Annotated in this window: 14 protein-coding genes; all 14 read left to right on the top strand. The window is 73.3% G+C overall.

Annotated features, from left to right (window positions below):
• Positions 1-270: 270 nt before the first annotated feature.
• The 14 genes from ACZ6N8_RS19115 (at position 271) to ACZ6N8_RS19180 (ending at position 26,429) form a co-directional block, all read left to right on the top strand.
• Complete coding sequence (locus tag ACZ6N8_RS19115; RefSeq protein ID WP_466011552.1) at positions 271-1,473, top strand: low temperature requirement protein A; 1,203 nt, start codon at positions 271-273, stop codon at positions 1,471-1,473.
• Between the two features lie 141 nt (positions 1,474-1,614).
• A complete protein-coding gene (locus ACZ6N8_RS19120; RefSeq protein ID WP_466011554.1) occupies positions 1,615-2,322 on the top strand; it encodes a ThuA domain-containing protein in 708 nt (235 codons plus the stop codon).
• A complete protein-coding gene (locus ACZ6N8_RS19125) occupies positions 2,295-3,395 on the top strand; it encodes a Gfo/Idh/MocA family protein (RefSeq protein ID WP_466011556.1) in 1,101 nt (366 codons plus the stop codon). The genes ACZ6N8_RS19120 and ACZ6N8_RS19125 overlap by 28 nt, the downstream gene beginning before the upstream one ends.
• A 101-nt stretch (positions 3,396-3,496) precedes the next feature.
• Entirely contained in the window at positions 3,497-4,258 is a 762-nt protein-coding gene (locus ACZ6N8_RS19130; RefSeq protein ID WP_466011558.1) for a GNAT family N-acetyltransferase, read from the top strand.
• Positions 4,259-4,306: 48 nt separating this feature from the next.
• Entirely contained in the window at positions 4,307-5,035 is a 729-nt protein-coding gene (locus ACZ6N8_RS19135; RefSeq protein ID WP_466011560.1) for a tetratricopeptide repeat protein, read from the top strand.
• Positions 5,036-5,178: 143 nt separating this feature from the next.
• On the top strand, positions 5,179-6,507 hold the full coding sequence (locus ACZ6N8_RS19140) for an MFS transporter (protein WP_466011562.1): 1,329 nt from the start codon (positions 5,179-5,181) through the stop codon (positions 6,505-6,507).
• A complete protein-coding gene (locus tag ACZ6N8_RS19145; RefSeq protein ID WP_364363008.1) occupies positions 6,504-6,755 on the top strand; it encodes an MbtH family protein in 252 nt (83 codons plus the stop codon). Before ACZ6N8_RS19140 ends, ACZ6N8_RS19145 begins: the two co-directional genes overlap by 4 nt.
• A gap of 1 nt (position 6,756) precedes the next feature.
• A complete protein-coding gene (locus tag ACZ6N8_RS19150) occupies positions 6,757-10,272 on the top strand; it encodes an amino acid adenylation domain-containing protein (RefSeq protein WP_466011564.1) in 3,516 nt (1,171 codons plus the stop codon).
• Between the two features lie 8 nt (positions 10,273-10,280).
• Positions 10,281-11,336: a MupA/Atu3671 family FMN-dependent luciferase-like monooxygenase gene (locus ACZ6N8_RS19155; protein ID WP_466011566.1), complete on the top strand. Its 1,056-nt coding sequence runs from the start codon at positions 10,281-10,283 to the stop codon at positions 11,334-11,336.
• A complete protein-coding gene (locus tag ACZ6N8_RS19160) occupies positions 11,333-16,027 on the top strand; it encodes an amino acid adenylation domain-containing protein (protein ID WP_466011568.1) in 4,695 nt (1,564 codons plus the stop codon). The genes ACZ6N8_RS19155 and ACZ6N8_RS19160 overlap by 4 nt, the downstream gene beginning before the upstream one ends.
• Positions 16,021-19,923: an amino acid adenylation domain-containing protein gene (locus tag ACZ6N8_RS19165; protein ID WP_466011569.1), complete on the top strand. Its 3,903-nt coding sequence runs from the start codon at positions 16,021-16,023 to the stop codon at positions 19,921-19,923. Before ACZ6N8_RS19160 ends, ACZ6N8_RS19165 begins: the two co-directional genes overlap by 7 nt.
• Positions 19,910-23,176, top strand: a complete 3,267-nt coding sequence (locus ACZ6N8_RS19170) for a non-ribosomal peptide synthetase (protein WP_466011570.1) — start codon at positions 19,910-19,912, stop codon at positions 23,174-23,176. Before ACZ6N8_RS19165 ends, ACZ6N8_RS19170 begins: the two co-directional genes overlap by 14 nt.
• Positions 23,173-25,230: an acyl carrier protein gene (locus ACZ6N8_RS19175; RefSeq protein WP_466011571.1), complete on the top strand. Its 2,058-nt coding sequence runs from the start codon at positions 23,173-23,175 to the stop codon at positions 25,228-25,230. The genes ACZ6N8_RS19170 and ACZ6N8_RS19175 overlap by 4 nt, the downstream gene beginning before the upstream one ends.
• The gene (locus ACZ6N8_RS19180) at positions 25,227-26,429 is read left to right on the top strand and encodes a cytochrome P450 (protein WP_466011573.1); all 1,203 of its coding nucleotides are present in this window, start codon (positions 25,227-25,229) and stop codon (positions 26,427-26,429) included. The genes ACZ6N8_RS19175 and ACZ6N8_RS19180 overlap by 4 nt, the downstream gene beginning before the upstream one ends.
• Positions 26,430-26,447: the final 18 nt, after the last annotated feature.

A 26,447-nucleotide genomic window follows, 5' to 3' on the forward strand; every position in this document is an offset into this window, starting at 1 on the left:
ATTCGATTCGGATCAGCGCCCGCCGAAGCTGCGGGCGGTGCCGGGGTTGCGGCGAGTGTAGCGACAGGGAGGGATGGATTTCGGCCCCGACTGGTACCGCTCCCAAGGGATCGCCCGTGAGCAGGCCATGTCGTCACGCGACACGCCGGAGAGGCGCCGGTCGATGTGCCGACGGTCCGGGCCCTTCCGGAGACCGTCGTATCGACTCGACGTCCCCGCCGGCCGTGGTACCAATACCCGAGTAGACGAGACCGGCAGAATCGGGCGGCCATGTCGACAAGGGCAGCGGCGCTGCTTCGTAAACCGGGGCAACCGCAGCGACCGAGTCTTCTCGAACTCTTCTTCGATCTGGTGTTCGTCTTCGCCCTCAACCGGGTCTCCAAGAGGCTGGTCGAGGACCTGACCGAGCGGCGGATGATCCCCAGCGAAGTCGGCGAATCGCTGCTGTTGCTGCTGGCCTTCATGGTGCTGTGGTTCGTCACGGCCTGGGTCACCGACCTCTACGATCCGCAGAGACTGCGACTCCAGTTGCTTGTCTACGCGGCGATGCTCGGCGCGATGATGATGGCGGTCGCGGTGCCGCAGGCGTTCGGTGACCGGGCCCTTGCCTTCGCCGGCGCGTACGTTGCCGTGCACATCGTCCGTGGGCTGGTCATCGTGCCCGGGCTGCGCGGCCACGAAGCGCAGCGCCGAGCGGCAGGGGTGTTTCTCTGGTTCTCGATATCCGCCGTGCCGTGGATCGCCGGAGCGATCGTGTCGGATCCGGCACGCGGGTGGTTGTGGGCGCTCGCGATCAGCATCGACTGCGCGGCGCTGCTGCTGTTCTATCCCGCGCCGTGGACCCGCCCCACCCAACGTCAATGGCCCGTCCTGGCCGAGTACCTTTCCGAGCGCTACCGGCAGTTCTTCATCATCGCGCTCGGCGAGCTGATTCTGACGACGGGTTCGGCGTACAGCGACACGTCCTTTCGCCAGGGTGGGGCCGCGGCGGCCTTCGCGGTGTCATTCGTCACGACCATTCTGCTGTTCCGGGTCTACCTCTTCCGGGCGGGCCAGTTGCTGCCCGAAGCGATCCGGGTCTCCGGTGAACCCGCCCGCCTCATCCGGGAGGTCTTTCTGGCTCACGTACTCATGGTGGCCGGCATCGTGGCCGTCGCCGTCGGATACGAGATCGTGATCGATCACCCGTTCGGTGACACCGACACCGGGTGGATCTTCGTCGTCCTCGGCGGACCGACGCTGTTCCTGATCGGCCGGTCCCTGGTCGAGCACGCCGTGTTCAACAGGGTGTCCCGCTCCCGGATCATCGGCGCACTGGCGCTCGTCGGCGCCGCGCCCGTCATGACCCTCCTGCCCCCACTGGCCGCCGCCGTCACCGCCGTCGTCGTCCTCGCCGGCATCGCGACCTCCGACGCGATCCGTGCCCACGGAAAGCCACCCGAACGGCCGTACCCACCCTGGTTGACGCACTGAGAACGCGTCGATCGTGGCCCCCGGTGGTTCCGGCGGCAACGACGAGTACGGTTTTCGATGCTCGACGAGCACAGGCATCGGCGGTTCGTCGCCGGGCGGGAGCGGCCAGCCCACCGACGACGGACGGGGGAGGGAGCGAGCGTGACGCAGCGGAGAGCACTCGTGGTTCGAGGCGGGTGGGAGGGGCACCAGCCGGTCGAGGCGACAGACCTGTTCATCCCGTTCCTCGAGGGCAACGGCTACACGGTACGCGTCGAGGGGTCGACCGAGATCTACGCCGACGCCGTCGAGATGGCGGACACCGACCTCGTCGTGCAGTGCGTGACGATGTCGCAGATCACCCCGGAGCAGGTGGCGGGCCTCGGCGCGGCGGTCGCCGCCGGAACGGGCTTCACCGGCTGGCACGGCGGCATCGTCGACTCGTTCCGCGCGTCGTCGGACTACCTGCACCTGGTGGGCGGACAGTTCGCCACCCACCCGGGCAAGGAGCCGTGCGAGCGGCACGGTGGGGCCGAGGACAACTTCCTGCCGCACACGGTGGCCATCACGGACCTCGGTCGCGAGCACCCCGTCACCACTGGCGTCGAGGACTTCGACCTGGTCACCGAGCAGTACTGGGTGTTGCACGACGACCTGATCGACGTCCTGGCCACCACGACCCACCCGACGCGGGCCTGGCATCCGTGGCAGCGGCCGGTCACGTCCCCGGCGATCTGGACCCGGCTGTGGGGTGCCGGGCGAATCGTCGTGACCACCCCGGGGCACAGCCTCGACGTGCTGGAGCACCCGAGCGTCCGTACCGTCATCGAGAGGGGCATGGTGTGGGCGACCCGCATCGCGTCGGCGTAGTAGGTCTCGGGGTCATCTCCCGCGCGTACCTGGACACGCTCGCGAACCACCCCGCGGTGTCCATCGCCGCGGTGGCCGACCTCGACGCCTCCCGGTCGGCAGCTGTCGCCGCCACGATTCCCGGCGCCGAGGCGCTGAGCGTGCCGCGCCTGCTCGACCGCCCGGACGTGCAGACCGTCCTCAACCTCACGATCCCCGCGGCGCACGCCGAGATCTCGCTCGGCGCGATCGGCGCCGGCAAGAACGTCTACGTCGAGAAGCCGCTCGCCGTGACGTTCCAGGACGGCGGAACCATCATCAGCCGGGCCGCGTCGGCAGGCGTCCGCGTCGGGTGCGCTCCGGACACCGTTCTGGGTACGGGTACGCAGACCGCGCGGGCGGCGATCGACGACGGGCTCATCGGGCGGCCGTTGTCCGCGTCGGCCGTCATGGTCACGCCGGGGCACGAACGCTGGCACCCCCAGCCCGACTTCTACTACGCCCCGGGCGGCGGCCCGTTGCTGGACATGGGGCCGTACTACATCTCGGCGCTCGTGCACCTGCTCGGGCCGGTCCGGGCGGTCGTCGGGGCCGCCAGCCGGCTGCGCACCGAGCGCGTCATCGGCTCGGGCCCCCGCACCGGCCAGCGGATCCCCGTGCAGGTGGACAGCCACGTGACAGGTGTGCTCGAACACGCCAACGGCGCGCTCTCCACCATCACGACGAGCTTCGACGGCGTCGCGACGAGCGCCGCGCCGATCGAGGTGCACGGCGAGACCGGCACCCTCGCCGTACCCGATCCGAACGTCTTCGACGGTGAGGTCCGCCTGTTCGCGCTCGGCGTCGGCGAATGGCGGGTCCTCGAACCGCTGGCCGGGTACGTCGGGGCTTCCCGGGGCGTCGGTCTGATCGACCTCGTCCGGGCCGACGGTCGGCGTCCGCCGCGCGCCGGTGGCGACCTCGCGCTGCACGTCCTCGACACCATGACCGCCCTGCTGCGCTCGGCAGCCGAAGGGCGACGGATCGAGCTGACGACTGTGGTACGACGGCCCGCGCCCGTCCCGCTCACCCCTGTCGAGGACTGGACGGCATAGACAGCCGGCGGCGGGGCCGCTCTGACCGCACGATCCAGAGTTCGTCAAGTCGCCGGGGCTAGCGTGCTGTGAGCTGTCGAAGAAGACGGAAGGAGCACGCTGTGACAAGCACCGCCGAACTCGTGGCGGCGGCCTATGTCGACGCCATCGAAGCTCTCCTTCGGGTCACCCCGAAGGGCTGGTACGCGGAGCGGGGCACCGCCCGCGCCGCGGTGACGTACGCCGGGGTCGCGTCTCTGAACATGGCCTACGACACGTCGCTCGCGCCGGACCTGGGCTCGCTCGACGAGCTGGCGACGGAGGTCGGCAGGCGGGCCGTGCCCTGGTCGATCATGGTTCGGGGCGAGGCGACCGACGGGGTCGCCGACCTCGCGGCGCGGCACGGGCTGCTCGGGCGCCGTGAGGTGCCGATGATGGCCTGCGCCGCCGACGACGTCGTGGTCCGGGCCGGCGCGGCGCAGCGGCGACTGGTCCGCCGGGTCGGTGCGGCGGAGGCGGACCTCTACACAGACGTTCTGACCAGGGGTTTCGATGCTCCCGAGGGACTCTTCGGCTCGCTGATGGGCGGTGGGGTGCTCGACGCCGGTCCCGTCACCGGCTATCTGGGCGAGAAGGGCGGGCAGGCCGTCGGTACCGGGCTCGGAGTGCTCACCTCCGGAGTGGTGGGTGTGTTCAACGTCGCCGTCGTTCCCGCCGCCCGGGGGCGAGGGCTGGGACGGGCGCTCACGGAGGTCGCGCTGCTGGACGGCATCGCGGCCGGCGCGGACGCCGCGTACCTGCACTCCAGCGCGATGGGCCGGCCGCTCTACGAGTCGATCGGGTTCCGGCTCGTGGAGACCTGGACGGTGTTCGAGGTGTTGTGACGGGTGCGCACGCCCGCAAGCACAGGAGCGACGCAGGAGGTGACAGACATGGGTTTCAGCGACGACGTTCGCGCGGCCTTTCGGCGGGGCGAGACCGACGCCGTGGTGCGGATGAGCGAGACGGAGATCGACAGGGCGCGGGCGGCAGGTGATCCGGCGGGGGAGGTGGAGGCCCGGTACAGCCTCGCCCGGGTCGCCATCCGTGGGGGCGACCTGCCGGGCGGCGAGGCCCGCGCCCGGGAGGCCCTCGAGGTCGCCCTGCGCTCGGGCGACCGCAGGCTGGAGGAGCGGCCGCGGCACGTCCTGGCGGCCGTCGCCCGGATGTCCGGCGACCTGACCCGCGCCCGGGACCTGTACCGGGAGAGCATCGCGCTCAACGAGGCCCTGGGCCAGCCCACGATCGTCAATTCGGAGACGCACAACCTCGGCTTCTGCGAGTTGGGTCTCGGCAACCTCGACGCGGCGAGAAAACTGTTCGCCACGAGTCGCGCGACGGCGTTCCGGAACGGCTGGGCGGACTTCGTGCCGTACGTCTGCGTGGCGGGCGCCGCGCTCGCGTCGGCCGAGGGCGACCATCCCCGGGCGGCCCGGATGGTCGCCGTCGCGGACGACGCGTTCACGGCGTTGGGTCAGGTGCCCGATCCCGACGACGCGGCAGACCTGGCCGCCGTACGGGCGGCCGCGGTCGAGGCGCTCGGCCCGGCCGGCTTCGCCGAGGAGTACGCGCAGGGTCAGCGTCTCGACCCGCGTACGGCGTTCGACGACGAGGACCGCTGACCCGGCGCTGATCCACGCATGCGAATGATCAACGGGTACGGACATTGACCGTTGTCATGCGCGTCGTTAGCCTCGGGGAAGCGATCATGTCGGGCGGGCGAACGTTGTCAGCCGGGCAGTGACTTCGGGGGGCTGGCCCGTTCATGCGCAGATTCAGCATCATCTGGGCAGGGCAGCTCGTCACGTTGATCGGAAACTCGGTCCTCCGGTTCGCCTTCGTGGTGCAAGCCTGGACGTCCGGCCAGCGGGCCACAGCCGTCGTGCTCCTCTCGGTCCTCGCGGTGGTGCCGCAGGTACTGCTGAGTCCCACGGCGGGGGCGCTTGTCGACCGGCTGCGCAAGCGGACGGCGCTGCAACTCGCGGACATCGGTGGGCTGGCGGTCGTGGGCGCGCTGGCGGCCCTGCACTTCTCCGGGCACCTTCAGCTCTGGCAGATCTACGTGGCCGTCGCGCTTCTCGGCGCCGCCGCCGCCTTCCAGTACCCGGCGCTCTTCTCGGCGATCCCCCTGCTGGTCGCCAAGGACCAGCTGCAACGCGCCAACGGTCTGCTGGGGACGGCCCGCAGCACGGCGGAGATCTGCGGACCCGCCCTGGCCGGGGTGCTCGTCGCCACCTCCGGGCTCGGGACGATCCTCCTGGTGGACCTGCTCAGCTTCGTCCTCGCCCTGCTCACCATCCAGGCGGCCGGCCTGCACGAACAGCCCCGCGACGGCGCCACAGCCGAGCCTCGCCGCAGGCTCGGCGCCGAGTCGCTCGACGGACTGCGATACCTGTTCGCACGGCCCAGCCTGCGTGGCCTCGTGATCGTCATCTTCGTGGTCAACCTGGTGATGGTCTTCGGGTACGCGATCGTGCAGCCGATGATCCTGGCCCGCACCGGCAACGACGCGTCCGCGCTGGCGAGTGTCATGGCGAGCATCGGCGTCGGCGGAATCCTCGGTGGCCTGCTGATGGTTGTGTGGGGCGGCCCGAAGGCACGGATCCGGGGCATGCTGCTGGGCGTGGTCGGCATGTGTCTGACCTCCCAGGTTCTGGTGGCCGCGTCCCGCGACGTCTCCGCCTGGTGCGCGGCCATCCTGGCCGGGGCACTGCTCATGCCGATCGTGAACGGCACCATGCAGGCGATCATCCAGACCAAGGTGCCCGCGCAGCGGCAGGGCCGCGTCTTCGGTGCGGTGATGTTCGTGTCCCAGATCTCCGCGCCGCTGGCCATGGTCTGCTCCGGCCTGGTCGCCGACCGGGTCTTCGAGCCGCAGGCCGCCGCGGGCACCGGGCTGGTCGGCCTGCTCCGGCCGGTCGTCGGGAGCGGCCCCGGCAGCGGAATGGCGACGATGCTGCTGATCGCCGGCGCGTGCGGGATGGCTGTCGCCGTGTGGGGGATGGCCAACCGCCAGGTACGCGACATCGACGTGATCCTTCCCGACTGGGACGGCGTTGCCGAGCAGAAGGAAGAGAGGAAGGTGCCGACATGACGAGCAATCCGTTCGAGGACGAGAACGGCGAGTACCTGGTGCTGGTCAACGACGAGAACCAGCATTCACTGTGGCCTGCCGACATCGACGTGCCGGCCGGATGGCGGACCGTTCACGGGGCGGCCGGTCGGGCGGACTGCCTGTCCTATGTCGAGACCCACTGGTCGGACATCCGCCCGGCGAGTCTTCTGGGTGACCGCTCCGGAGCCGACCCGGTCTCGTCGGACACCGCGTCCACGGGTTCCTGAGGTGGACGCCCACTGCGTACACGAGGTCTTCGAGGAGCAGGTCGCCCGTACCCCTGATGCGACAGCGTTGGTGCACGGCTCGGAACGGGTGACCTATGCCGGCCTGGACGCCCGGGCGGACCGCCTGGCCCGGTGTCTCGCCGATGCCGGCGCGCGGCCCGGCGCGGTGGTCGGGGTGCACCTGGAGCGCGGCGTCGACCTGGTGGTCGCGGTCCTCGCGGTGTTGAAGGCCGGGGCCGGATACCTGGTGCTCGACCCCGCCTTTCCACCGCACCGGCTGCGCGGCATGGCGGAGGATGCCGGCGTGGCCCTTGTGGTCGCCGCCACCGACGCGGCCGTGCGGCGGCTCGGGAACGGGGCGCGGTTCGTCGGCGTCGACGCGGACCAGGGACGGAAGCTGCCCCGGGGCGCCGGTCGGGCCCGGCCCGGAGACGTCGCGTGCGTCATGTTCACCTCCGGCTCGACCGACAGGCCCAAGGGCGTCGCGGCGCCGCACCTGGCGATCGTCGGCACCCTCACCGGGCAGGAGGACCTGCCGGCCGCGCCCGACGCGGTGTGGTTGCAGTGCGCGCCGGTCTCCTGGGACGCCTGCGTGCTGGAGCTGTGGGGCGCGCTGCTGCACGGTGGCACCTGCGTGCTGTACCCGGGGCGCCGCGTGGACCCGGTGGTGTTGGCCCGCCTGGCCGGCGAGCACGGCGTCACCACGATGTACCTGTCCAGCAGCCTGTTCAACGTGGTGGTGGACGAGTACCCGGCCGCGCTCGACGGCGTCCGCGACCTGCTGGTGGGCGGCGAGGCGCTCTCGCCGGCGCACGTCGGCCGGGCCCTGGACCGCTTCCCCGGGCTGCGGCTGCGCAACGGGTACGGGCCGGTCGAGGCGATGATCTTCGTGACCACCCACCCGGTGGTCCGGGCCGAGGCGGAGGGCGCCTCGGTGCCGATCGGCCGGCCACTGGCCGCGAAAGACGCGTACGTGCTGGACGAGCGGCTGCGGGTGGTGCCCGACGGCGAGGTCGGTGAGCTGTACGCCGCCGGGGCCGGCCTGGCCGACGGTTACCTCGGCCGTGCCGGGCTGACCGCCGACCGGTTCGTCGCCAACCCGTTCGGCGGGCCCGGTGAACGGATGTACCGCACCGGGGACCTCGTGGTCCGCCGGGGCGAGGACGGTCCGCTGGACTTCGTGGGACGCGCCGACGCCCAGGTCAAGATCCGGGGCTTCCGGGTCGAACCGGCCGAGATCGAGGCGGCGCTGACGAGGCATCCGGCTGTGGAACGGGCCGCCGTCGCGGCCACCGACGACAGGCACGGGGAGCGGCAGCTCGTGGCGTACGTGGTGCCGGCGAAGGGGTGCGAACGCCCGCCCGGGCGCGACGACCTGCGGACCCACGTGGCCGGGATGCTGCCCGAGTTCATGGTGCCGGCGGTGGTCGTCGCGGTGGACGCGTTGCCGCTCACCGCGAACGGCAAGCTCGACCGCGCGGCCCTGCCGGCGCACCCGCCGCTCGGGGCGGACGGCTCCGGTCCGTCGCGCCCGGCGGGCACCGACGCCGAGAAGGCGCTGTGCGAACTCTTCGCCGAGGTGCTCGGCGTACCGTCGGTGGGGGTCGACGACGACTTCTTCGACCTGGGCGGTGACTCGCTGCGGGTGGCGCGACTGCTGAGCCGCATCCACACCGTGCTGGGCGCCGAGATCGGCGTACGGGCGATGTTCGAGGCGCCCACCGTGGCCGCGGTGGCACGGCGCCTGGACGAGGTCCGCGGCCCCGCGACGGAGCAGCCGCCGTCGACAGGGACCGGGAACGCCGGGCGCGGTACGCCTCTGTCGTTCGCCCAGCGGCGGCTCTGGTTCCTCGACCAGGTCGACGCGGGAATCGCGTACAACATGCCGATCCTCGTCCGGCTCCGTGGCGAGGTCGACACCGCCGCCCTGCGGGTCGCGCTCCAGGATCTGGTCGACAGGCACGAGGCGCTGCGGACGGTGTTCACAGTCGACGACGGCGAACCCGAGCAGCGGGTGCTGCCGGTGGGGCGGGCACGGCTCGACGTCGCGGTGGTCCGGGTCGCCGACGACGCCGAACTCGCCGAGCGGGTCGCGTCTGCCGCCCGGTACCGGTTCCGGTTGAGCGCCGAGCTTCCGTTCCGGGCCGTGGTGTTCACGGTCGAGAAGGACCAGCCCGGAGCGGCGCTGCTGCTGGTGATGCACCAGATCGCCGCGGACGGCTGGTCGCTGGCGCCGCTGCTGCACGACCTGTCCGGCGCGTACGAGGCCCGCCGGGTCGGCGCGGCGCCCGCGCTGCCGGCGCCCGAACGGCACGCCGTCGGCGTCGACCAGCGGACGCGGATCGGCGACCCGGCCGACCCGGGCAGCGTGGCCGCCCGGCAGCTCGCCCACTGGCGCTCGGTCCTGGCCGGCCTGCCGGGCGGGCTGGCCCTGCCCCGGCTCGCCGACCGGCCCGCCGCCCCCGGCCCTCGGTCGGAGACCGCGGTACGGCAGGTGGACCCGGCCGTGCACGCCCAGCTCGTCGAGCTGGGCCGGCGGCATCGGGCCACCCTGTTCATGGTGCTGCACACGGCGCTGGCCGTCGTGCTGAGGCGGGCCGGCGCGGGCGACGACATCGCGGTCGGCGCGCCGATCGCCGGACGGACAGTCGCCCCGACCGACGCGGTCGGGTTCTTCGTGAACATGCTGGCCCTGCGAACGGACCTGTCCGGCGACCCGACGCTCGCCGAGCTGCTGGTCCGGGTCCGGGAGGTCGACGTCGCGGCGTTCGCCCACCAGGACGTGCCGTTCGAACAGGTGGTGGCGGACCTCAACCCGCCGCGGTCGCCCGGTCGGCACCCGCTGGTGGATGTCGTGCTGGCGCTGCAGAACAACGCGCGCAGCAGTCTCGCCCTGGCCGGCGTACGGAGCGGGGTGGAGGTCATCCGCACCGGCGCGGCACGGTTCGAGCTGCTGGTGGACGTGACCGACGACTACGGTCCGGACCGTACGCCGGCCGGGATCGCGGTGACTGTCGAGTACCAGGCGGAGGTCTTCGGCAGGCCCGTGATGGAGTGGCTGGCGGACGTCCTGCTGCGGGTGCTCGACACGATGGCCGGGGCGCCGTGGACCCGGCTCACCGACCTCGACGCCCGGCTGGCCCTGCCGGCGGGCGCGGACGCGGCGGTTCCGCCGCCCCGGCAGCCGTCCGGCCGGCCGGTCCACGTCGCGCCGCGTACCGAGTTGGAACGACGGCTGGCCGCGCTCTGGGCCGACGCGCTCGGCGTCGAGCGCGTCGGGGCGCACGACAACTTCTTCGCCCTGGGCGGGAACTCGCTGCGGGCGGTGCGTGTCGCCGCGCGGATCGCCACAGTGGAACGGCTGCCGGCGACCGCAAGCCACATCTTCGCCGCCCCGACCATCGCCGAGCTGGCCCGGGCGTTGACCGCCGCCCCGACGGTCGCCACGACCCCGATTCCCCGCCTGCCCCGCATCCCACGGGTCCGCTCCGGCCGGACCTCCCACGGTGAGGAGTGACCGACGCCATGGACCTCAGCGTGATGTTCTTCGGCGCCGACGACTGCGACGGCGCAGGCGGCCATGCCGCCAAGTACGACGACATCCTGGAGATCACCCGGGCCGCCGACTCGCTCGGGTTCACCGCCGTGTGGACCCCCGAGCGGCACTTCCAGCAGGTCGGGCAGGTCTTCCCCAGCCCGCCGGTGCTCTGCGCGGCCCTCGCCGCGGTCACCAACCGGGTCGCCGTACGGGCCGGCAGTGTGGTGCTGCCCCTGCACCACCCGCTGCGGGTGGTCGAGGACTGGTCGGTCGTGGACAACCTGTCCCGGGGCCGGACCGGCATCTCGGTGGCCACCGGCTGGCACTCCACCGACTTCGTCCTGGCCCCCGACCGGTACGCCGACCGGCGGCAGCGGGCCCTGGCCGACATCCCGCTGCTGCGCCGGCTCTGGGCGGGCGAGGCGGTCGAACTGCCCGACGGCACCGGGCGTCCGGTGGCGGTACGACCCCAGCCCCGACCGGTGTCGCCCAGGTTTCCGATCTGGTTGACCACCTCCGGTAGCCCGCAGACGTGGGAGGCCGCCGGACGGCTCCGGACGAACGTGCTCGGCGCGACCATCGGGCAGACCCGGGAGGAGCTGGCCGAGAAGATCCGGCGCTACCGGACGGCGTACCAGGCCGCACCCGAGCAGCTGGGCACCACCGACCGGGGCACTGTCACGCTGATGGCGCACACGTACGTCGGGGCCGACGACGCCGAGGCCACCAGGCTGGCGAGCGGGTCGCTGCGGGCGTACCTGCGGTCGTACGTGGCGCAGACGGCCGCCAACCGGGCCGGCGACGGCCGGGCCGCGGCGCTCACCGCCGAGCAGACCGACGCGCTCGTGGAATTCGCCAGGCAGCGCTACCTGAGCTGGGGGAGCCTGCTCGGTTCACCGGAGACCTGCCGCAGATCCCTGCTCGACCTGCGCGACCTCGGCTGCGACGAGGTGGCCTGCTTCGTCGACTTCGGCCTCGACCGGTCGGACATCCTCGCCGGGCTGCACCGGCTCGCCGAACTGCGAAAGGACCTGACGGCATGACGGTGCCAAGCGGTGGGCCCGGCGCGGGCCCGGCCAGCACCTCGACGGCCGCCCGCTTCGCCGCGCTCCGCGGCGAGCAGCGGATCCGCCTTCTGCGCCGGCTCGTCGAGGCGGACCGGCTCGGCGAGATCCCGGCAGTCGTGCCACCGCGTGACGACGGTGGCCCGGTACCGCTCAGCCTCGCCCAGGAGGACCTCTGGGTCTACGAATCGCTCTATCCGGGTACGGCGGCGCTGAACCTCTGCTGCGCGTACCACTTCGACAGGCCGGTGGCGGCCGCCGACCTGGAGCGGGCGTTGACGATCGTGCGGGAGCAGCACGACATCCTGCGCACCACTATCGTCGGCGACGTCGGCGACCTACGCCTCGAACTCCTTCCCGCCGACCGGTTCGTCCTGGAGCGGATCGACGTTCGGGACCGCGGCACGACCCTGCCCGAGGAACTCGCGGCGTTCAGCCGCCGACCGTTCGACCTGACCCGCGACGAACTGATGAGGGGATGCCTCATCACCGTCGACGACACCCGTTCGTCGCTGGTGCTGGCGCTGCACCACATCGTCACCGACTGGTGGTCCTTCGACGTGCTGCACGGCGAGTTCGTCGAGGCGTACCGGGCGGTGCGGGACGGCGTCGCGCCCCGTCGGGGGCGTCCGCGGATCCAGTACGCCGACTTCGCCTCCTGGCAGCGTGAGCTGGAGGCCGCCGGGGTGTTCGACGCGCAGCTCGGGTTCTGGCGCGAGCGCCTGGCCGACCCACCCGGGCCGCTGACCGTCGGTGGCACCGGGGCCGTCGCACCGGCGACCGGCAGCGGGATCCGGCAGATCCCGTTCCACATCGACGCCGGCACCGAGGCGACCCTGCGGGCGTTCGCCAGGGAGCGCGGCGCGACCGCGTACGGCGTGCTGATGACCGCGTTCGCGGTGCTGGCGTACCGGCTGTCCGGGCGGGCCGACTTCGTCATCGGCACCCCGACGGCCAACCGTTCGGCCACGGGTCTCGACCGGGTCATCGGCTACGTGATGAACGCTCTGCCCACCCGCTGGCGGATCGGACCCACCGACAGTTTCGCCGACCTGCTGGGCCGGTTCACCGCCGGGTTTCCCCGGATGCTTGCCAACGCCGACGTGCCTGTGGGCCGGATCGTGAGCGCGGTCGGCGCGCAGCGCACACACGGCCGCTCCCCGCTGTTCCAGTGGGTGTTCATGCACCTGAACCGACAGGAGAGCGTCCGCGCACTGCGGGAGATCGCCGAACCGGAGCGTGTCCACACCGGTGGCGAACACGACCTCGTCGGCATCACCAGGGACACCGAGGACGGCATCGAGGGCACGTTCGAGATCCGTACCGACGTCTACCCGGCCGAGGTGGTGCGGAGCTGGGCCGAGAGCTTCCCGGTCCTGCTGGCCGGGCTGCTCGCCGCACCGGAGACGCCTGTCGACGCCGTCGCCCTGCTCGGCGCTGACGAACGGCGGCGACTGCGGACGGCTGGCGACGGCGACCGGCTCGACCTACCGGCGGCGTCCATCGCGGACCTGGCCGCCCGCCGGGCCGCCGAGACACCCGACTCGGTCGCCGTCGAATCGGACGACCTTTCCCTGACGTACGCCGAACTGCTCGACCGGGCCGACCGGCTGGCGGGCCGCCTGCGGGAGCACGGCGTCGGCGCGGAGAGCGTGGTGGCGCTGGCACTGGGCCGTACCGTGGCGACCGTCGTCGCCGTGCTCGCGGTGCAGCGGGCCGGCGGCGCGTACCTGCCCATCGACCTCGACTATCCGGTCGACCGGATCCGGTTGCTTGTCGACGACGCCGCGCCGGTGCTGGTGGTCACCGACGGCGCGGCGGAGTTGCCGGAGACAGGCGTACCCCTGCTGGTGCTGGATCCTGCGGACCTCGCCGGCGAACCGGCCGGCGCGGCCGTCCGGACGGTGCCCGCCGCCGCCGGCTACCTGATGTACACCTCCGGCTCGACCGGCCGGCCCAAGGGCGTGGTGGTCACCCACAGCGGCATCGCGAGCCTGGCCGAGGCGTTGGTACGCCGGTTAGGGCTGACCCCGGAGAGCCGCGTCCTGCACCTCAGCTCGCCCAGCTTCGACATCTCCGTCAGTGAGCTGTGCATGGCCTTCGGCTCCGGCGGGACCCTGGTGATCCCACCGTCGGGGCCGCTCGTCGGCCCCGCCCTCGGGGACGTCCTGCGCGAGCGCCGGGTCACCTGCGTGCTGCTTCCGCCGGCCGTGCTGGCAAGCGTTCCCGCCGACGAGTACCCGCAGCTGCGGACGGTGTGCGTCGGGGCGGACGTCTGCCCACCGGAGCTGGTCGCGGCGTGGGCGTCGCCGGGTCGCCGGTTCCACAACGCGTACGGGCCGACCGAGACCACTGTGGGTGTGACGGTAAGCGATCCGCTCGCGGCCGGCGGCGGCGCCCCGCCGATCGGCCGCCCGATCACCAACACGACTGTGCACGTGCTCGACGCGCGGCTGCGCCCGGTGCCGGTCGGGGTGCCGGGCGAGTTGTACCTCGCCGGCGAGGGCCTGGCCCGGGGGTACCTGGGCCAACCGGCGGCGACCGCCGAACGGTTCGTCGCGGACCCGTACGCCCGGCGGCCCGGTGCCCGGATGTACCGCACCGGTGACCTGGTGCGGTGGCGGGCGGACGGCGAACTGGACTTCCTCGGCCGCACCGACGAGCAGCTGAAGCTGCGCGGATTCCGGATCGAGCCGGCCGAGATCGAGGCGGTGCTGGCCGGGCACCCGTCGGTGGCCCGCGCGGTGGTGCTGCTGCGTGAGGACACCCCGGGCGACCGCCGACTTGTCGCCTACCTGGTGCCGCGCCCCGGAGCGCGACTCGAACCGGACGAGGTCCTGGCGCACGCGCTGGCCGCACTGCCCGTGCAGATGGTGCCGAGCGCGTTCGTCACGCTCGACGCCCTTCCCACCACGGCGCACGGCAAGCTCGACCGGGCCGCGCTGCCCGCTCCGGTCATCCCGCCGAAGCCCCGGTCGGCCCGGCCCGGCAACGCCGCAGAGGAGGTGCTCTGCGGGCTCTTCGCCGAGGTGCTGGGGGTTCCGCAGGTCGGCGTGGACGACGGCTTCTTCGAGCTCGGCGGGGACAGCATCATGGCGCTGCTGCTGGTCAGCAGAGCCCGGGCGGCCGGGTGGGAACTCACCCTGCGCGAGGTCTTCACGGCCCGGACGCCTGCCGGTCTGGCGGTGCTCGCCCGTACCGGTGTGGTCGCCGGTGCGCCAGAGTGGTCCGGTCCGGGGCGGTTCCCGCTCACCCCTGTCATGTCCTGGTGGTGCGAGCACGGCACCGAGCCTGCCGCGTTCGCCCTGTCGGTGCACTTCCCGGTCCCGGCCGCGCTCGACGCCTGGCGCATCGACGAGGCGCTGCGGATCCTGACCGACAGGCACGACGCGCTGCGGCTGCGGCTGCTGCGGCCCGCGGCCGACGACCCGGGCCTGGAGATCTCGCCGCCCGGCTCGGTCCGGATCGACACTGTGGTGCGGGTGGACGCCGGCGCGATGAGCGAGGCCGAGCGCGCGACGGCGATACGCGAGGCGGCGGCCCGAGTGCGGCTGGCACCGGAGGCCGGCCGGCTGCTGGCGGCGGTGTGGTTCGACAACGGTCCCGGGCAGGACGGGCGCCTTCTGCTGACAGTGCATCACCTGGCCGTCGACGCGGTCTCCCTGCACGTCCTGCACCGGGAGTTGGTGGAGCTGTTGACAGCCGACCGGCCCGCCGGGTCGGCGCTGGCCGGCCCGGCGCCGGGTACGTCGCTGCGGCGCTGGGCGGAACTTCTCCACGCGCGGGCCGGCGAGGTCGCCGACGAGCTTCCACGATGGACCGAGGTGCTGACCGGGCCGGACACCAGGCTGCTGCCCGACCGGGCCACCACCGGTCTGCGGGCCACAGTGACGGTCAGCCTGCCGGCGGCCGAGACCGAGCCGGTGCTCTCCCAGATCCCGGAGGCCTTCCGCTGCAGGCCCGAGGACGTGCTGCTGACGGCGTTGCTCGCGGCCGTCGTACGGTGGCGGGGCAGGGGTACCGGGCTGCTGCTCGACCGCGAGGCGCACGGCCGGGACGCGCCTGTGGACGGGGTGGACCTCGCCGGCACCGTCGGATGGTTCACCACCAGGTACCCGGTCCGGCTGGACGCCCCGGCGGCGGCGACCGAGGCGTTCTGGCAGGGCGGGGCGGACACCGGCGCGGCGCTCAAGGAGGTGAAGGAGCAGCTCCGCGCGGTGCCGGCCGGCGGGTTGGACTACGGCCTGCTGCGGTACGTCAACCCGGAGACCGCCTCGACGCTCGCGAAGCTGCCCGAGCCGGACGTCGGGTTCAACTACCTGGGTCGTTTCGAGTCCACGGCCGGCGGCGTCGAGCTGCTCGGTGTGGTGTGCGCCGAGGCGCTGCCGGTGACCCACGCGCTGGACGTGGACGCCGTCACACGGGTTGGCCCGGACGGCCCGTACCTGCTCACCACCTGGTCGTACGCGAGCGGCACGCTCGGCGAGGCGGATGTACGCGAGCTGGCCGGGCACTGGAGGTCAGCCCTGCTGGTGCTCGCCGACCACGCGTCGACCGCCGGTGCCGGCGGCGTGACCCGCTCCGACTTTCCGCTTGTGGATCTCAGTCAGGAGCAGCTCGACGCCCTGGTGGACGACCTGGACGCCCCGGACGGGGGCGGTTCGTGGTGAGCGGCGGCGCCCTGGCCGACCTGCTGCCCCTCACACCGGCTCAGGAGGGTCTGCTCTACCACGCCCTGGTCGACGATTCCGGGCTGGACGTCTACCTGGTGCAGGTCCGGTTCCGGATCGACGGCCCGGTGGACCCGCACCGGCTGCGGGAGGCGGTGGCGGCGCTGCTCGTGCGGCACCCGAACCTGCGGGCCTGTTTCCGGCACAAGGGCCTGGCGCGGCCGGTGCAGGTGGTGCCGCGCGAGGTGTCGGTGCCGTGGACCGAGGTCGACCTGACCGGACGCGATCCGGCCGAGGCGCGGGAGGAGCTGCGGCGCCTGCTGGCGGCCGACCGCGTCCGCCGGTTCGAGATGACCCGCCCGCCGCTGCTGCGGTGCGCCCTGGTCCGGTTCGGCGCGCAGCGGGCCGAACTGATTGTGACGCTGCACCACATCCTTGTCGACGGCTGGTCGATGCCGATCCTGGCCCGGGACCTGGCAGCGCTGTACGCGGGTCGGAGCGCCGAGCTGCCGTCCGCGCCGCCGTTCCGGGAGTACCTGGCCTGGCTTCGCGGCCTCGACGGCGAGGCCGCCACCGGAGCATGGCGGGACGCCCTGGCCGGCCTCGGGCAGCCGACGCTTGTCGCGCCGGGCCCGGCGTCCCGCACTCCGGCCCAACCCGCGACCGTCGAGTGTGAACTGTCCGCCGCGCTTGTCGCCGCGGTACGCCGGCGGGCCGGCGGGGCCGGGCTGACGGTGAACACCATCGTCCAGGTCGCCTGGGCGCTGGTTCTCGCCCGGATGACAGGTACCGACGATGTGGTCTTCGGTGCGGTCGTGTCGGGTCGCGCTCCGGAGCTGACCGGTGTGGAGACGATGGTCGGCTTGTTGATCAACACCGTGCCGGTCCGGGTCCGGCTTCGTCCGGGCGAGCGGGTAGGCGACCTGCTCGCCCGCGTGCGGGACGAGCAGGTGGCGCTGACCCCGCACCACCACGTACGGCTGGCCGAGACGCAGCGCCTGGCCGGCGTGGGCGAGCTGTTCGACACGATGCTGGCGTTCGAGAACTTCCCGCGCGGCGCGACCGCCCCGGACGAGGCAACCGGTCCACGCCTGGTCGAGGTGTGGGACGCCACCCACTATCCGCTTACCGTCACGCTGGTGGCCGCCGACGGCCTCTGGCTGCGGCTCGGCTACCGCCCCGACTGCTTCGGCGCCGCCGAGGCGGATCTGGTGGCGCGGCGGCTGGTCCGCGCCCTCGACCTGCTGGCGGGTGATCCGGACGCACGCGTGGACGGGATCGACGTCCTGCCGGCGACCGAGCGGCGCGACCTGCTGAGCGCCTGGAACGACACCGCGCGCCCGGTGCCCGGCGACAGCGTGCCCGAGCGGTTCGCGGCCCAGGTGGCAGTCACTCCCGACGCGGTGGCCGTCGAGTCCCCCGGCGGCGTCCTCACCTATCGCGAGCTGGCCGCCCGGGCCGATGACCTGGCCGGTCGGCTCGCCGCGGCGGGCGTCGGCCCGGAGTCGCCGGTCGCGCTGCTGCTGGGCCGGTCGACGGAGCTGGTGGTCGGCCAGCTCGCGGTGCTGGTGGCCGGGGGGCACTACGTGCCGCTCGACCCCGCCCAACCCCGGTCCCGGCTGGTCCGCCTGATGCGGGACGCCGGAGTACGGATCGTCCTTGCCGACCGGGTGCCGGACTGGCTCCCCGACGACATGCGCGCCCTCACCGCACACAGCACCGACGCGACCGCACCCCTGCCCGCCCCGGCGGCGTCCCACCCCGACCGCGCCGCGTACGTGATGTACACCTCCGGCTCGACAGGCACCCCGAAGGGCGTGGTCGCGACCCACCGGAACCTGCTGGCGTTGGCCGCCGACAGGTGCTTCGACGGCGGCGCGCACGCCCGGGTGCTGCTGCACAGCCCGCACACCTTCGACGCGGCCAGCTACGAACTGTGGGTGCCGCTGCTGACCGGCGGCACGGTGGTGGTCGCGCCACCCGGACCACTCGAACCGGACGCCCTCAAACGGATCCTCACGGACAGCCGGATCACCGCGCTCTGGCTCACCGCCGAGCTGTTCCGGACCGTGGCGCAGCTCGCCCCTGACGTCCTCGCCGGGCTCGCCGAGGTGTGGACCGGCGGGGACGTCGTCGACCCCGACGCGGTGCGCCGGGTCCAGCGGGCCGCTCCCCGGCTGCGGGTGGTGAACGGGTACGGCCCCACCGAGACCACCACCTTCGCCACCCGCCACCCGATCCGCCGCCCACCGGCCGCCGGCCCGGTCCCCATCGGCCGTCCACTGGACAACACCCGCGCGTACGTGCTGGACGCGCGGCTGCGCCCGGTTCCGGTAGGCGTCGTGGGGGAGCTGTACCTGGCCGGTGCCGGCCTCGCCCGGGGTTACCTCGGTCAGCCGGCCCGGACGGCCGAGCGGTTCGTCGCCTCGCCGTACACGCCCGAACCGGGTGCCCGCATGTACCGCACCGGCGACCTGGCGCGCTGGAACACCGACGGCGAACTGGAGTTCGTCGGTCGGTCCGACGACCAGGTGAAGGTCAGGGGCTACCGGATCGAGCCGGGCGAGGTCGAGGCCGTCCTGCGCTCCGGCCCGGGCGTCCGCCACGCGGTGGTCGCCGCCACGGCCGGACCGGACGGAGGCCGGCAGCTCGTCAGTTACCTCGTCCTGGACGGCGACGGCGACCTCGCGGCCGTTCGCGGGTACGCGGCGCAGCGGCTGCCCGCTCACCTGCTGCCGACCGGATACCAGCGCGTCGACGAGGTGCCCCTGACCCGGCACGGGAAGCTGGACCGGGCCGCCCTGCCACAGCAGGTGAACCAGGTCGGCCCGCCGACCGCGACGACGCCGGCCTCGGCACGGGAGGCGAAGCTGTGCGAGCTGTTCGCCACCGTGCTGGGCGTGCCGGCGGTGGGGCCGGACGACAACTTCTTCCTGGCCGGCGGTCACTCGCTGCTCGCGATGCGCCTCGTCGCGGCCGTCGAGGGTGCCCTCGGCAGCCGGATCCCGATCGGCGCGCTGTTCGACGCGCCGACCCCGCGCGCTCTCGCCGGCCGGCTCGACGCCCCCCGAGGCGACCTCGGGCTCGCGCCCCTGCTCACGCTGCGCGGCGACGGCGACCGTACGCCGCTGTTCTGCCTGCACCCGGCGATGGGGCTCGGTTGGTCGTACACGGCGTTGCTGCCGTACCTGCCGGGCCGACAGGTGTACGCCCTGCAGTCCACAGTGCTCGGCGGGCACACCCCGCCGCCGGTGAGCATCGAGGAGATGGCCCGGGAGTACCTGCCCCGGATCCGGGCGGCGCAGCCGAGCGGGCCGTACCTGCTGATGGGCCGGTCGTTCGGCGGCCTGCTGGCGTACGAGCTGGCCGGCCAGCTGCGCCGGGCCGGGCAGCAGGTGGGACTGGTGGCCGTGCTGGACGCCGTGCCGGTCACGGCGCTTGCCGACCCGCCGCCCGCGCCGCCCGACGACTACCTGCTGGAGCAGGAGATGTTGCGCATCCTGCTCCAGGCGGGGCCACCGGAGCTGCTCGACCGACCCGGCCCACTGCGCCGCGCCGAGGTGTTCGCGGCGGTGCGGACCGCCGACGGCCCGCTGCGGGGTGCCACCGAGCAGCGGCTCACCGCGCTTGTCGAGCTGGGCGGCCATCATCTCCGGCTGACCCAGAGCTACCAGCCGTCGCGGTACGACGGTGAGGTGCTGCTCTTTTCGGCCACCGCCGAACCCGGCGGCCTGACCTCGCAGGCGAAGGCCGCCGCCTGGCGACGGACCGCCGGAAGGGTCCGGGTACGCGACCTCGACTGCGCCCACCGCGACGTGCTCCGGCCGGGGCCCGTCGCCGAGATCGCCGCCACCATCGATCCGTTTCTCGAAAGGGCCGACCATGCTGCCCGCTGACGTGAGCGGCCGCGCCGACGAACCGGTGGAGTACGAGTTTCCGGTGTCACCAGCGCAGGCCAGCCTCCTCGTGCTGGAGCGGCTGCACGCGGGCAGCGCCCAATACCATGTGCCTGTCGCGTTCGCCGTCCACGGCCCGTTCGACGTCGACGCCTTCACCCGCGCCCTCGACGCGCTGGTGGCCCGGCACGAGTCGCTGCGCACCGTCTTCCGTACCGTCGACGGCGAGCACCGTCAGGTGGTGGCCGCCGAGGCGACCGCCGACGTGCGGGTCGACCGGGACGTGTCGCCGGCCGAGGTCGACGCGGCTATGCGCGCCGAGGCGGCCCGGCCGTTCGACCTCGCGGGCGGCCCGTTGCTGCGCTGCCGCGTGTACGCCCTCACCGACGGCGACCACCGGATCCTGGTGACCGTCCACCACCTGGTCTGCGACGGCTGGGCGATGGAGATCATGCTGCGCGAGCTGGCCGACAGCTACCGGGCCGAACGCGACGGCGACGGCGCGCCCCCGCAGCCGCTGCCGATCCAGTTCCCCGACTACGCGGCCTGGCAGCGGGACCGCCTCGCCACCGGCGGGTACGCCGACTCGGTGGCCCAGGTGCGGCAGATGCTGTGCGGAGCGCCGACGGTGCTCGCCCTGCCCGGTGACCGGCCCCGCCCCGCGGTGCAGACCCCGGCCGGCGGGGTGGAGTCGTTCCTCCTGCCTGTCGGGCTGCGGGAACGGCTGGCGGGGCTGGCCCGTACCCGGCACACCACGCCGTTCGTGGTCCTGCTGGCCGCCTACACCGCGTTCCTGAACCGGCTGTCGGGCCACGACGACCTGGTCGTCGGCATCCCGGTCGCCGGCCGGGACCACCCCGACGTGCAGGGCATGGTCGGCCTGCTGACCAACACCCAGGTGCTGCGTGTCGACCTGGCGGACGGGCCGAGCTTCACCGACCTCGTGGACCGGGTTCGGGACCTGCTGCACGACGCCCGCGACTACCAGGACGCGCCGTTCAGCGCCGTGGTCGACGCGGTGGCCCCGCAACGTCAGCCGAGCCACGACCCGGTCGTGCAGGTGGTGTTCGCCTACGACGACGAGACGGTGCTGGAACTGGACCTGCCGCCGGCCCGGGTCGAGCGGGTGCCGCTCGTGCTGGACGTGGCGAAGTTCGACCTCCTGCTGTACGTCGAGCGCTGGGGGACCGACCTGGTCGGGCAGTTCATCTACCGCAGCGACCTGTTCGATCCGGCCACCGTCAGGCACTGGGTACGCGGCTTCCAGGTGCTGCTGGACGACCTGCTCGACGCTCCGGACCGGCCGACGGCCGCCGCCGAGATGCTCGACGCGCGGCAGCGGCACCTGATGCTGCACGAGTGGAACAGCACCACGGCGGAAGTGTCGGCCCGCCTCGTTCCCGACCTGGTGGCCGACCGCGCCGCCGAACGTCCCGAGGCGACGGCGCTGGTCTGCGGCGACATCGTGCTGAGCTACCGCGAGCTGCTGACCCGGGCCGACCGGTTGGCGGCCGAGCTGGTGACCGCGGGGGTCGGCCCGGAGGTTCCGGTCGGACTGTGCCTGCCCCGGTCCGCCGAGATGGCCGTGTGCGCGCTCGCCGTGCTCCGGGCCGGCGGCGCGTACCTGCCGCTCGACCCGGACCAGCCGTCGGCGCGGCTGCGCGAGATGCTCGCCGGTGCCGGTGCCCGACTGGTGCTGCTGGGCGTCGGCACCGCCCGGCGCTCCGGGGAACTCGGCCTGCCGGCGCTCGTGGTGACGGCAGGCGCGGCCGACGTGCTCAGCCGCCCGGAGCCGGCCCCCCGGATCGGCACGGGAGCGCCGGGCCCGGACAACGCGGCGTACATCCTCTACACGTCCGGCTCGACAGGCACTCCCAAGGGCGTGAGCGTGCCCCATCGGGCGCTGACCAACCTGGCCACCGCGGTGCGTCCACAGTTCCCGGTCACCGTGACGGACCGGGTCCTCCAGTACGTCGCGTTCGGCTTCGACGTCGCCGTGTCCGACCTGTTCTTCACCTGGGTCGCCGGAGCCGAACTGCACATCGCCGGTGAGCACGAACGGCTCGGCGAGGCGCTGTACCGACGGCTGCGGGACTCCCGCATCACGTACGTCTTCCTGCCACCCACGGCCGCGATGTCGCTGCCCTGCTCGCCGGACGCCCTGCCCGACCTGCGCACGATCGCCGTCGGCGGCGAGCCCTGCCCGGCGGAACTCGTCGACAGGTGGGCTGTGGCCGGCCGCCGTCTGCTCGACGCGTACGGGCCGAGCGAGGCCACCATCTACGCCACCACCGCCGAGCTGCGCCCCGGCGAGCCCGTGGTGATCGGCCGGCCGGTGGCGAACGGCCGCGCGTACCTGCTGGACCGCCGGCTGCGGCCGGTGCCGGTCGGCGTCGTCGGCGAGATCTACCTGGCCGGAGCCCACCTGGCCCGGGGGTACGCCAACCAGCCCGGGCTCACCGCCGAGCGCTTCGTCGCCAACCCGTTCGGCCGGCCGGGGGAGCGGATGTACCGCACCGGGGACCTCGGCAGGTACGACGCCGAGGGGACGCTCAGCTACCTCGGCCGGTCCGACAACCAGGTGAAGATCCGTGGTTTCCGGGTCGAACTGGGGGAGATCGAGACCGTGCTGGTCCGCCATCCGGCGGTGTCGGCGGCCGTCGCGGCGGTGCTCGGTGACGGCGCCCTGCGCCGGCTGGTGGCGTACGTGGTGGGCGTGGACGGCACGCCGCCGGGCGCCGGCGAACTGCGCGGCTGGCTCGCCGAGCGGCTGCCCGGCTACATGGTGCCCGAGAGCGTGGTGCCGCTCGCCGAGCTGCCGACCGGACGGACCGGGAAGGTGGACCGCTCCCGGCTACCGGCACCGCCGACCACCCGACCCGACCTGGCGCACCGGTATGTGGCGCCGACCACGGGGACCGAACTCCGGCTGGCGACGGTCTGGCGTCAGGTGCTGGAGCTGGACCGGGTCGGCGTCCACGACAACTTCTTCGAACTGGGCGGCAACTCCCTGCGGCTGCTGGGGGTGCTGTCCGCGCTGCACGAGCAGGGCGACGCCGGGCTGAGCATGGTCGACCTGTTCCGGTACCCCACAGTCGCCGCCCTCGCCGCGCACCTGGACGGTCCCGGCGATCCGTCAGCCGGCGTCGACGCGGGTCGGCGTCGGGGCCAGGACCGGCGGGCCCGGCTCATGACCCGTACGGCGCGAGCCCGGCCGGCCGGTGACGACACAGTGGAAGGTGGCCTGACATGACCGAAGCGCCAGCAGTGGCGATCGTGGGGATGAGCGGGCGATTCCCCGGCGCCCGGGACCTCGGCGAGTACTGGGAGAACCTCCGCTCAGGTGTCTGCTCGATCGCCACCTTCGACTCCGAGGAGCTACGGGCCGCGGGTGTCGACCCGGCCGAGCTGGCCCATCCGGCGTACGTGCCCGCGAAGGGGCACCTGGCCGGCGCGGACCGCTTCGAGGCGGAGATCTTCGGCTTCAACCGCACCGAGGCCGCGATCCTGGACCCGCAGCACCGACTGCTCCTGGAGACCACCTGGAGCGCGTTGGAGGACGCCGGCTACGACCCCCGCCACGTGCCCCACCGGACTGGCGTGTACGTCGGCGGCAGCCCCACCGACCACATGCTCGCCGCCGCGGTGGATCGCCGGCTCGCCGCCGAGCTGGGGCCGCTGCAACTGCGCATCCTCACCGACCGGGAGTTCCTGGCGCCCTGGGTGTCGTACCGTCTCGGGCTGGACGGTCCCAGCCTCAGCGTGCAGACCGCCTGCTCCACCTCGCTGACCGCGGTGCACCTGGCCGCGCAGGCGCTGCTGCTCGGCGAGTGCGACGCGGCCGTGGCGGGCGGGGTCTCGGTGGACTCGGTGCGCCCGCGCGGCTACCTGTACCGCGACGGCGGCATCTTCTCGCCGGACGGCCGGTGCCGGCCCTTCGACGAGAAGGCGGCCGGCACGGTCAGCGGCAACGGCGTCGGGGTGCTGGTGCTGCGGCGGCTGGCGGACGCGCTCGCCGACGCGGACCCGATCCACGCCGTCATCCTGGGTTCGGCGGTCACCAACGACGGCGCGACGAAGGTGGGCTTCACCGCGCCCGGCGTCGACTCGCAGAGCAGGGCGATCGTCGAGGCCTGGTCGGCGGCGGGCCTCGACCCGAGCGCCGGCCAGTACCTGGAGATGCACGGGACCGCCACCGAACTGGGCGACCGTGTCGAGCTGGCCGCTACCGCCGCCGCGGTCGGCGCCACCCGACCTGGCCGGCCCTGCGGGATCGGCTCGGTCAAGTCGAACATCGGGCACCTCGACGCGGCGGCCGGGGTGGCGAGCCTGATCAAGGTCGTGCTGATGCTGGGCCACCGGAGCATGGCGCCCACGGCAAACGCCAGCGGGCCGCATCCGGACCTGGCGCGGATGCCGGGGTTCGAGCGGGTCACCACGCTGAGCCAGTGGGACCGGCCGGACGGCGGCCAGCGGCTGGCCGGGGTGACGGGACTGGGCATCGGGGGCACCAACGTGCACGTGGTGCTGGCCGAGGCGCCCGAACCGGACCGCCCGGTTCCGCCGGACCGTGCCGAGCTGCTGCCGATCTCCGCGCGGACGGACACTCAACTGCGCCGCGCGGCCGCCGAGCTGGCCGCCGCGCTGCGCGCGCCCGCGCCGCCGATCCTCGCGGACGTCGCGTACACCCTGCGCAGCGGGCGCAGCGCGCACGCCGCGCGGGCGTACGTGGTGGCCGGCAGCACGGCCGGAGCGGCCGACGCGCTGGACGCCCTGGCCGAGGGCAGGCGGGTGACGGACGCCGGGCAGGCCGAGGAGCTGCGGATGCTCGGCGAGTCGTGGGTCCGGGGCGCGGACGTACGGTGGCCGGCGCCGGCCGACGGGGCGCGGCGGACGCACCTGCCGACCTATCCGTTCGCCGGGGAGAGCCTCGGCGCGTTGAGCCTCACCACGGCGGCCACCACGACCCCGGCGCCGCAGCCGGTGGCGTCGCCACCTCCTGGCGAGCCTGCCGGTCCCGCCCGGCCGGTCACCGAGGCCGCCGTGACCGAGCTGCTCGTCACCGTCCTCGGGCTGACCGGACCGGACGACCTCGACAAGTCGTACTTCAGCGTGGGCGGGGACTCGCTCACCGCTGTCCACCTGATCGGTCGGCTCGGCGACGACCTGGGCGTCCGGGCACCCATCGAACTCTTCCTCGAACCGGTCAGCCTCCGTGAACTCGTCGCCCGGCTGACCGCGATGGGCATTGGCGCGGACGACGACCTGCTCGCCGCCCTGCTCGACGAGGCGGAGTCGTCGCAGTGACGGGAGAGCCGGAGGCTGTCGACCTGCTCGACCCGTACGTGCACGCGACCCGGGATCTGACCGACAGGTGGCGGTGGCTGCGCCGCCACGACCCGGTGCACTGGCATCAGGCGGGCGCCGCGACGGGTTTCTGGGTGGTCACTCGCCACGCCGACGTACTGCGGGTGGTCCGGGACAGCGACACCTTCACCTCGATGCGCGGCAACATGCTCGGTACGCTGCTGCGCGGTCGCGACCCGGGTGCGGGCCGGATGCTCGTGGTCACCGATGGTCGGTTCCACACGGGTCTGCGCAGTCTGCTCGCCGGCGGGTTCGGTCCGCGGGCGTTGCGGCCGGTGACCCACTCCATCACGCGGGCCACCCGCGAACTCCTTCGTGGCCTGGTGGAGCGCGGCGGCGGGGACTTCGTCGCCGAGGTCGCCGCGCAGGTGCCCCTTCAGGCGATCTGCGAACTGCTCGGCGTACCCGAGGTGGACCGGCCGCGCGTCCTGGAGTTGACCGGAGCGGCGATGCTCGGCGAGTCCGCCGACCAGGCGGGGATGGAGGCCCGCATCGCGCAGAGCGACATCCTGCTCTACTACACCCGGCTGGCCGCCGCGCGCCGCGACGCACCCGCCGACGACGTCATCAGCCTGCTGGTCGGCGGCACCGTCGACGATCGCCCACTGACCGACGAGGAGGTGCTGCTGAACTGCTACAACCTCGTCATCGGCGGGGACGAGACGGCCCGGCTCGCCCTCGCGGGCGGACTGCTGGCCCTTGCCACACACGACGATCAGTGGGTACGGCTGATGACGGACCCGGCCCTCGTCGACAGTGGCACCGAGGAGATCCTGCGCTGGACCACACCTGCCGCGCACGTGGGCCGTACCGTGACTGCCGGCACCGAACTGTGCGGCCGGGCGCTGTCCGAGGGCGACGTGGTGACACTGTGGATGGTGTCGGCGAACCGCGACGAGGAGGTCTTTCCCGCCCCGGACACCTTCGACCTGGCGCGGCGGCCCAACCGTCATCTGACCTTCGGGTACGGCCCGCACTTCTGCCTGGGCGCCCAGTTGGCCCGCGAGGAGATCCGTGCCCTCCTCGCCGAACTGCGGTCGACAGTGCGGACCGTCGAGGTGACCGGGCCGGTCCGGCGGCTGCCGTCGAACTTCATCAGCGGACTGAGCACCCTGCCTGTCGCCCTGACACCTCGGTGAGGTCACGCCCCGGCGGGT

This window comes from Micromonospora sp. NPDC047521 (genome assembly GCF_055587305.1).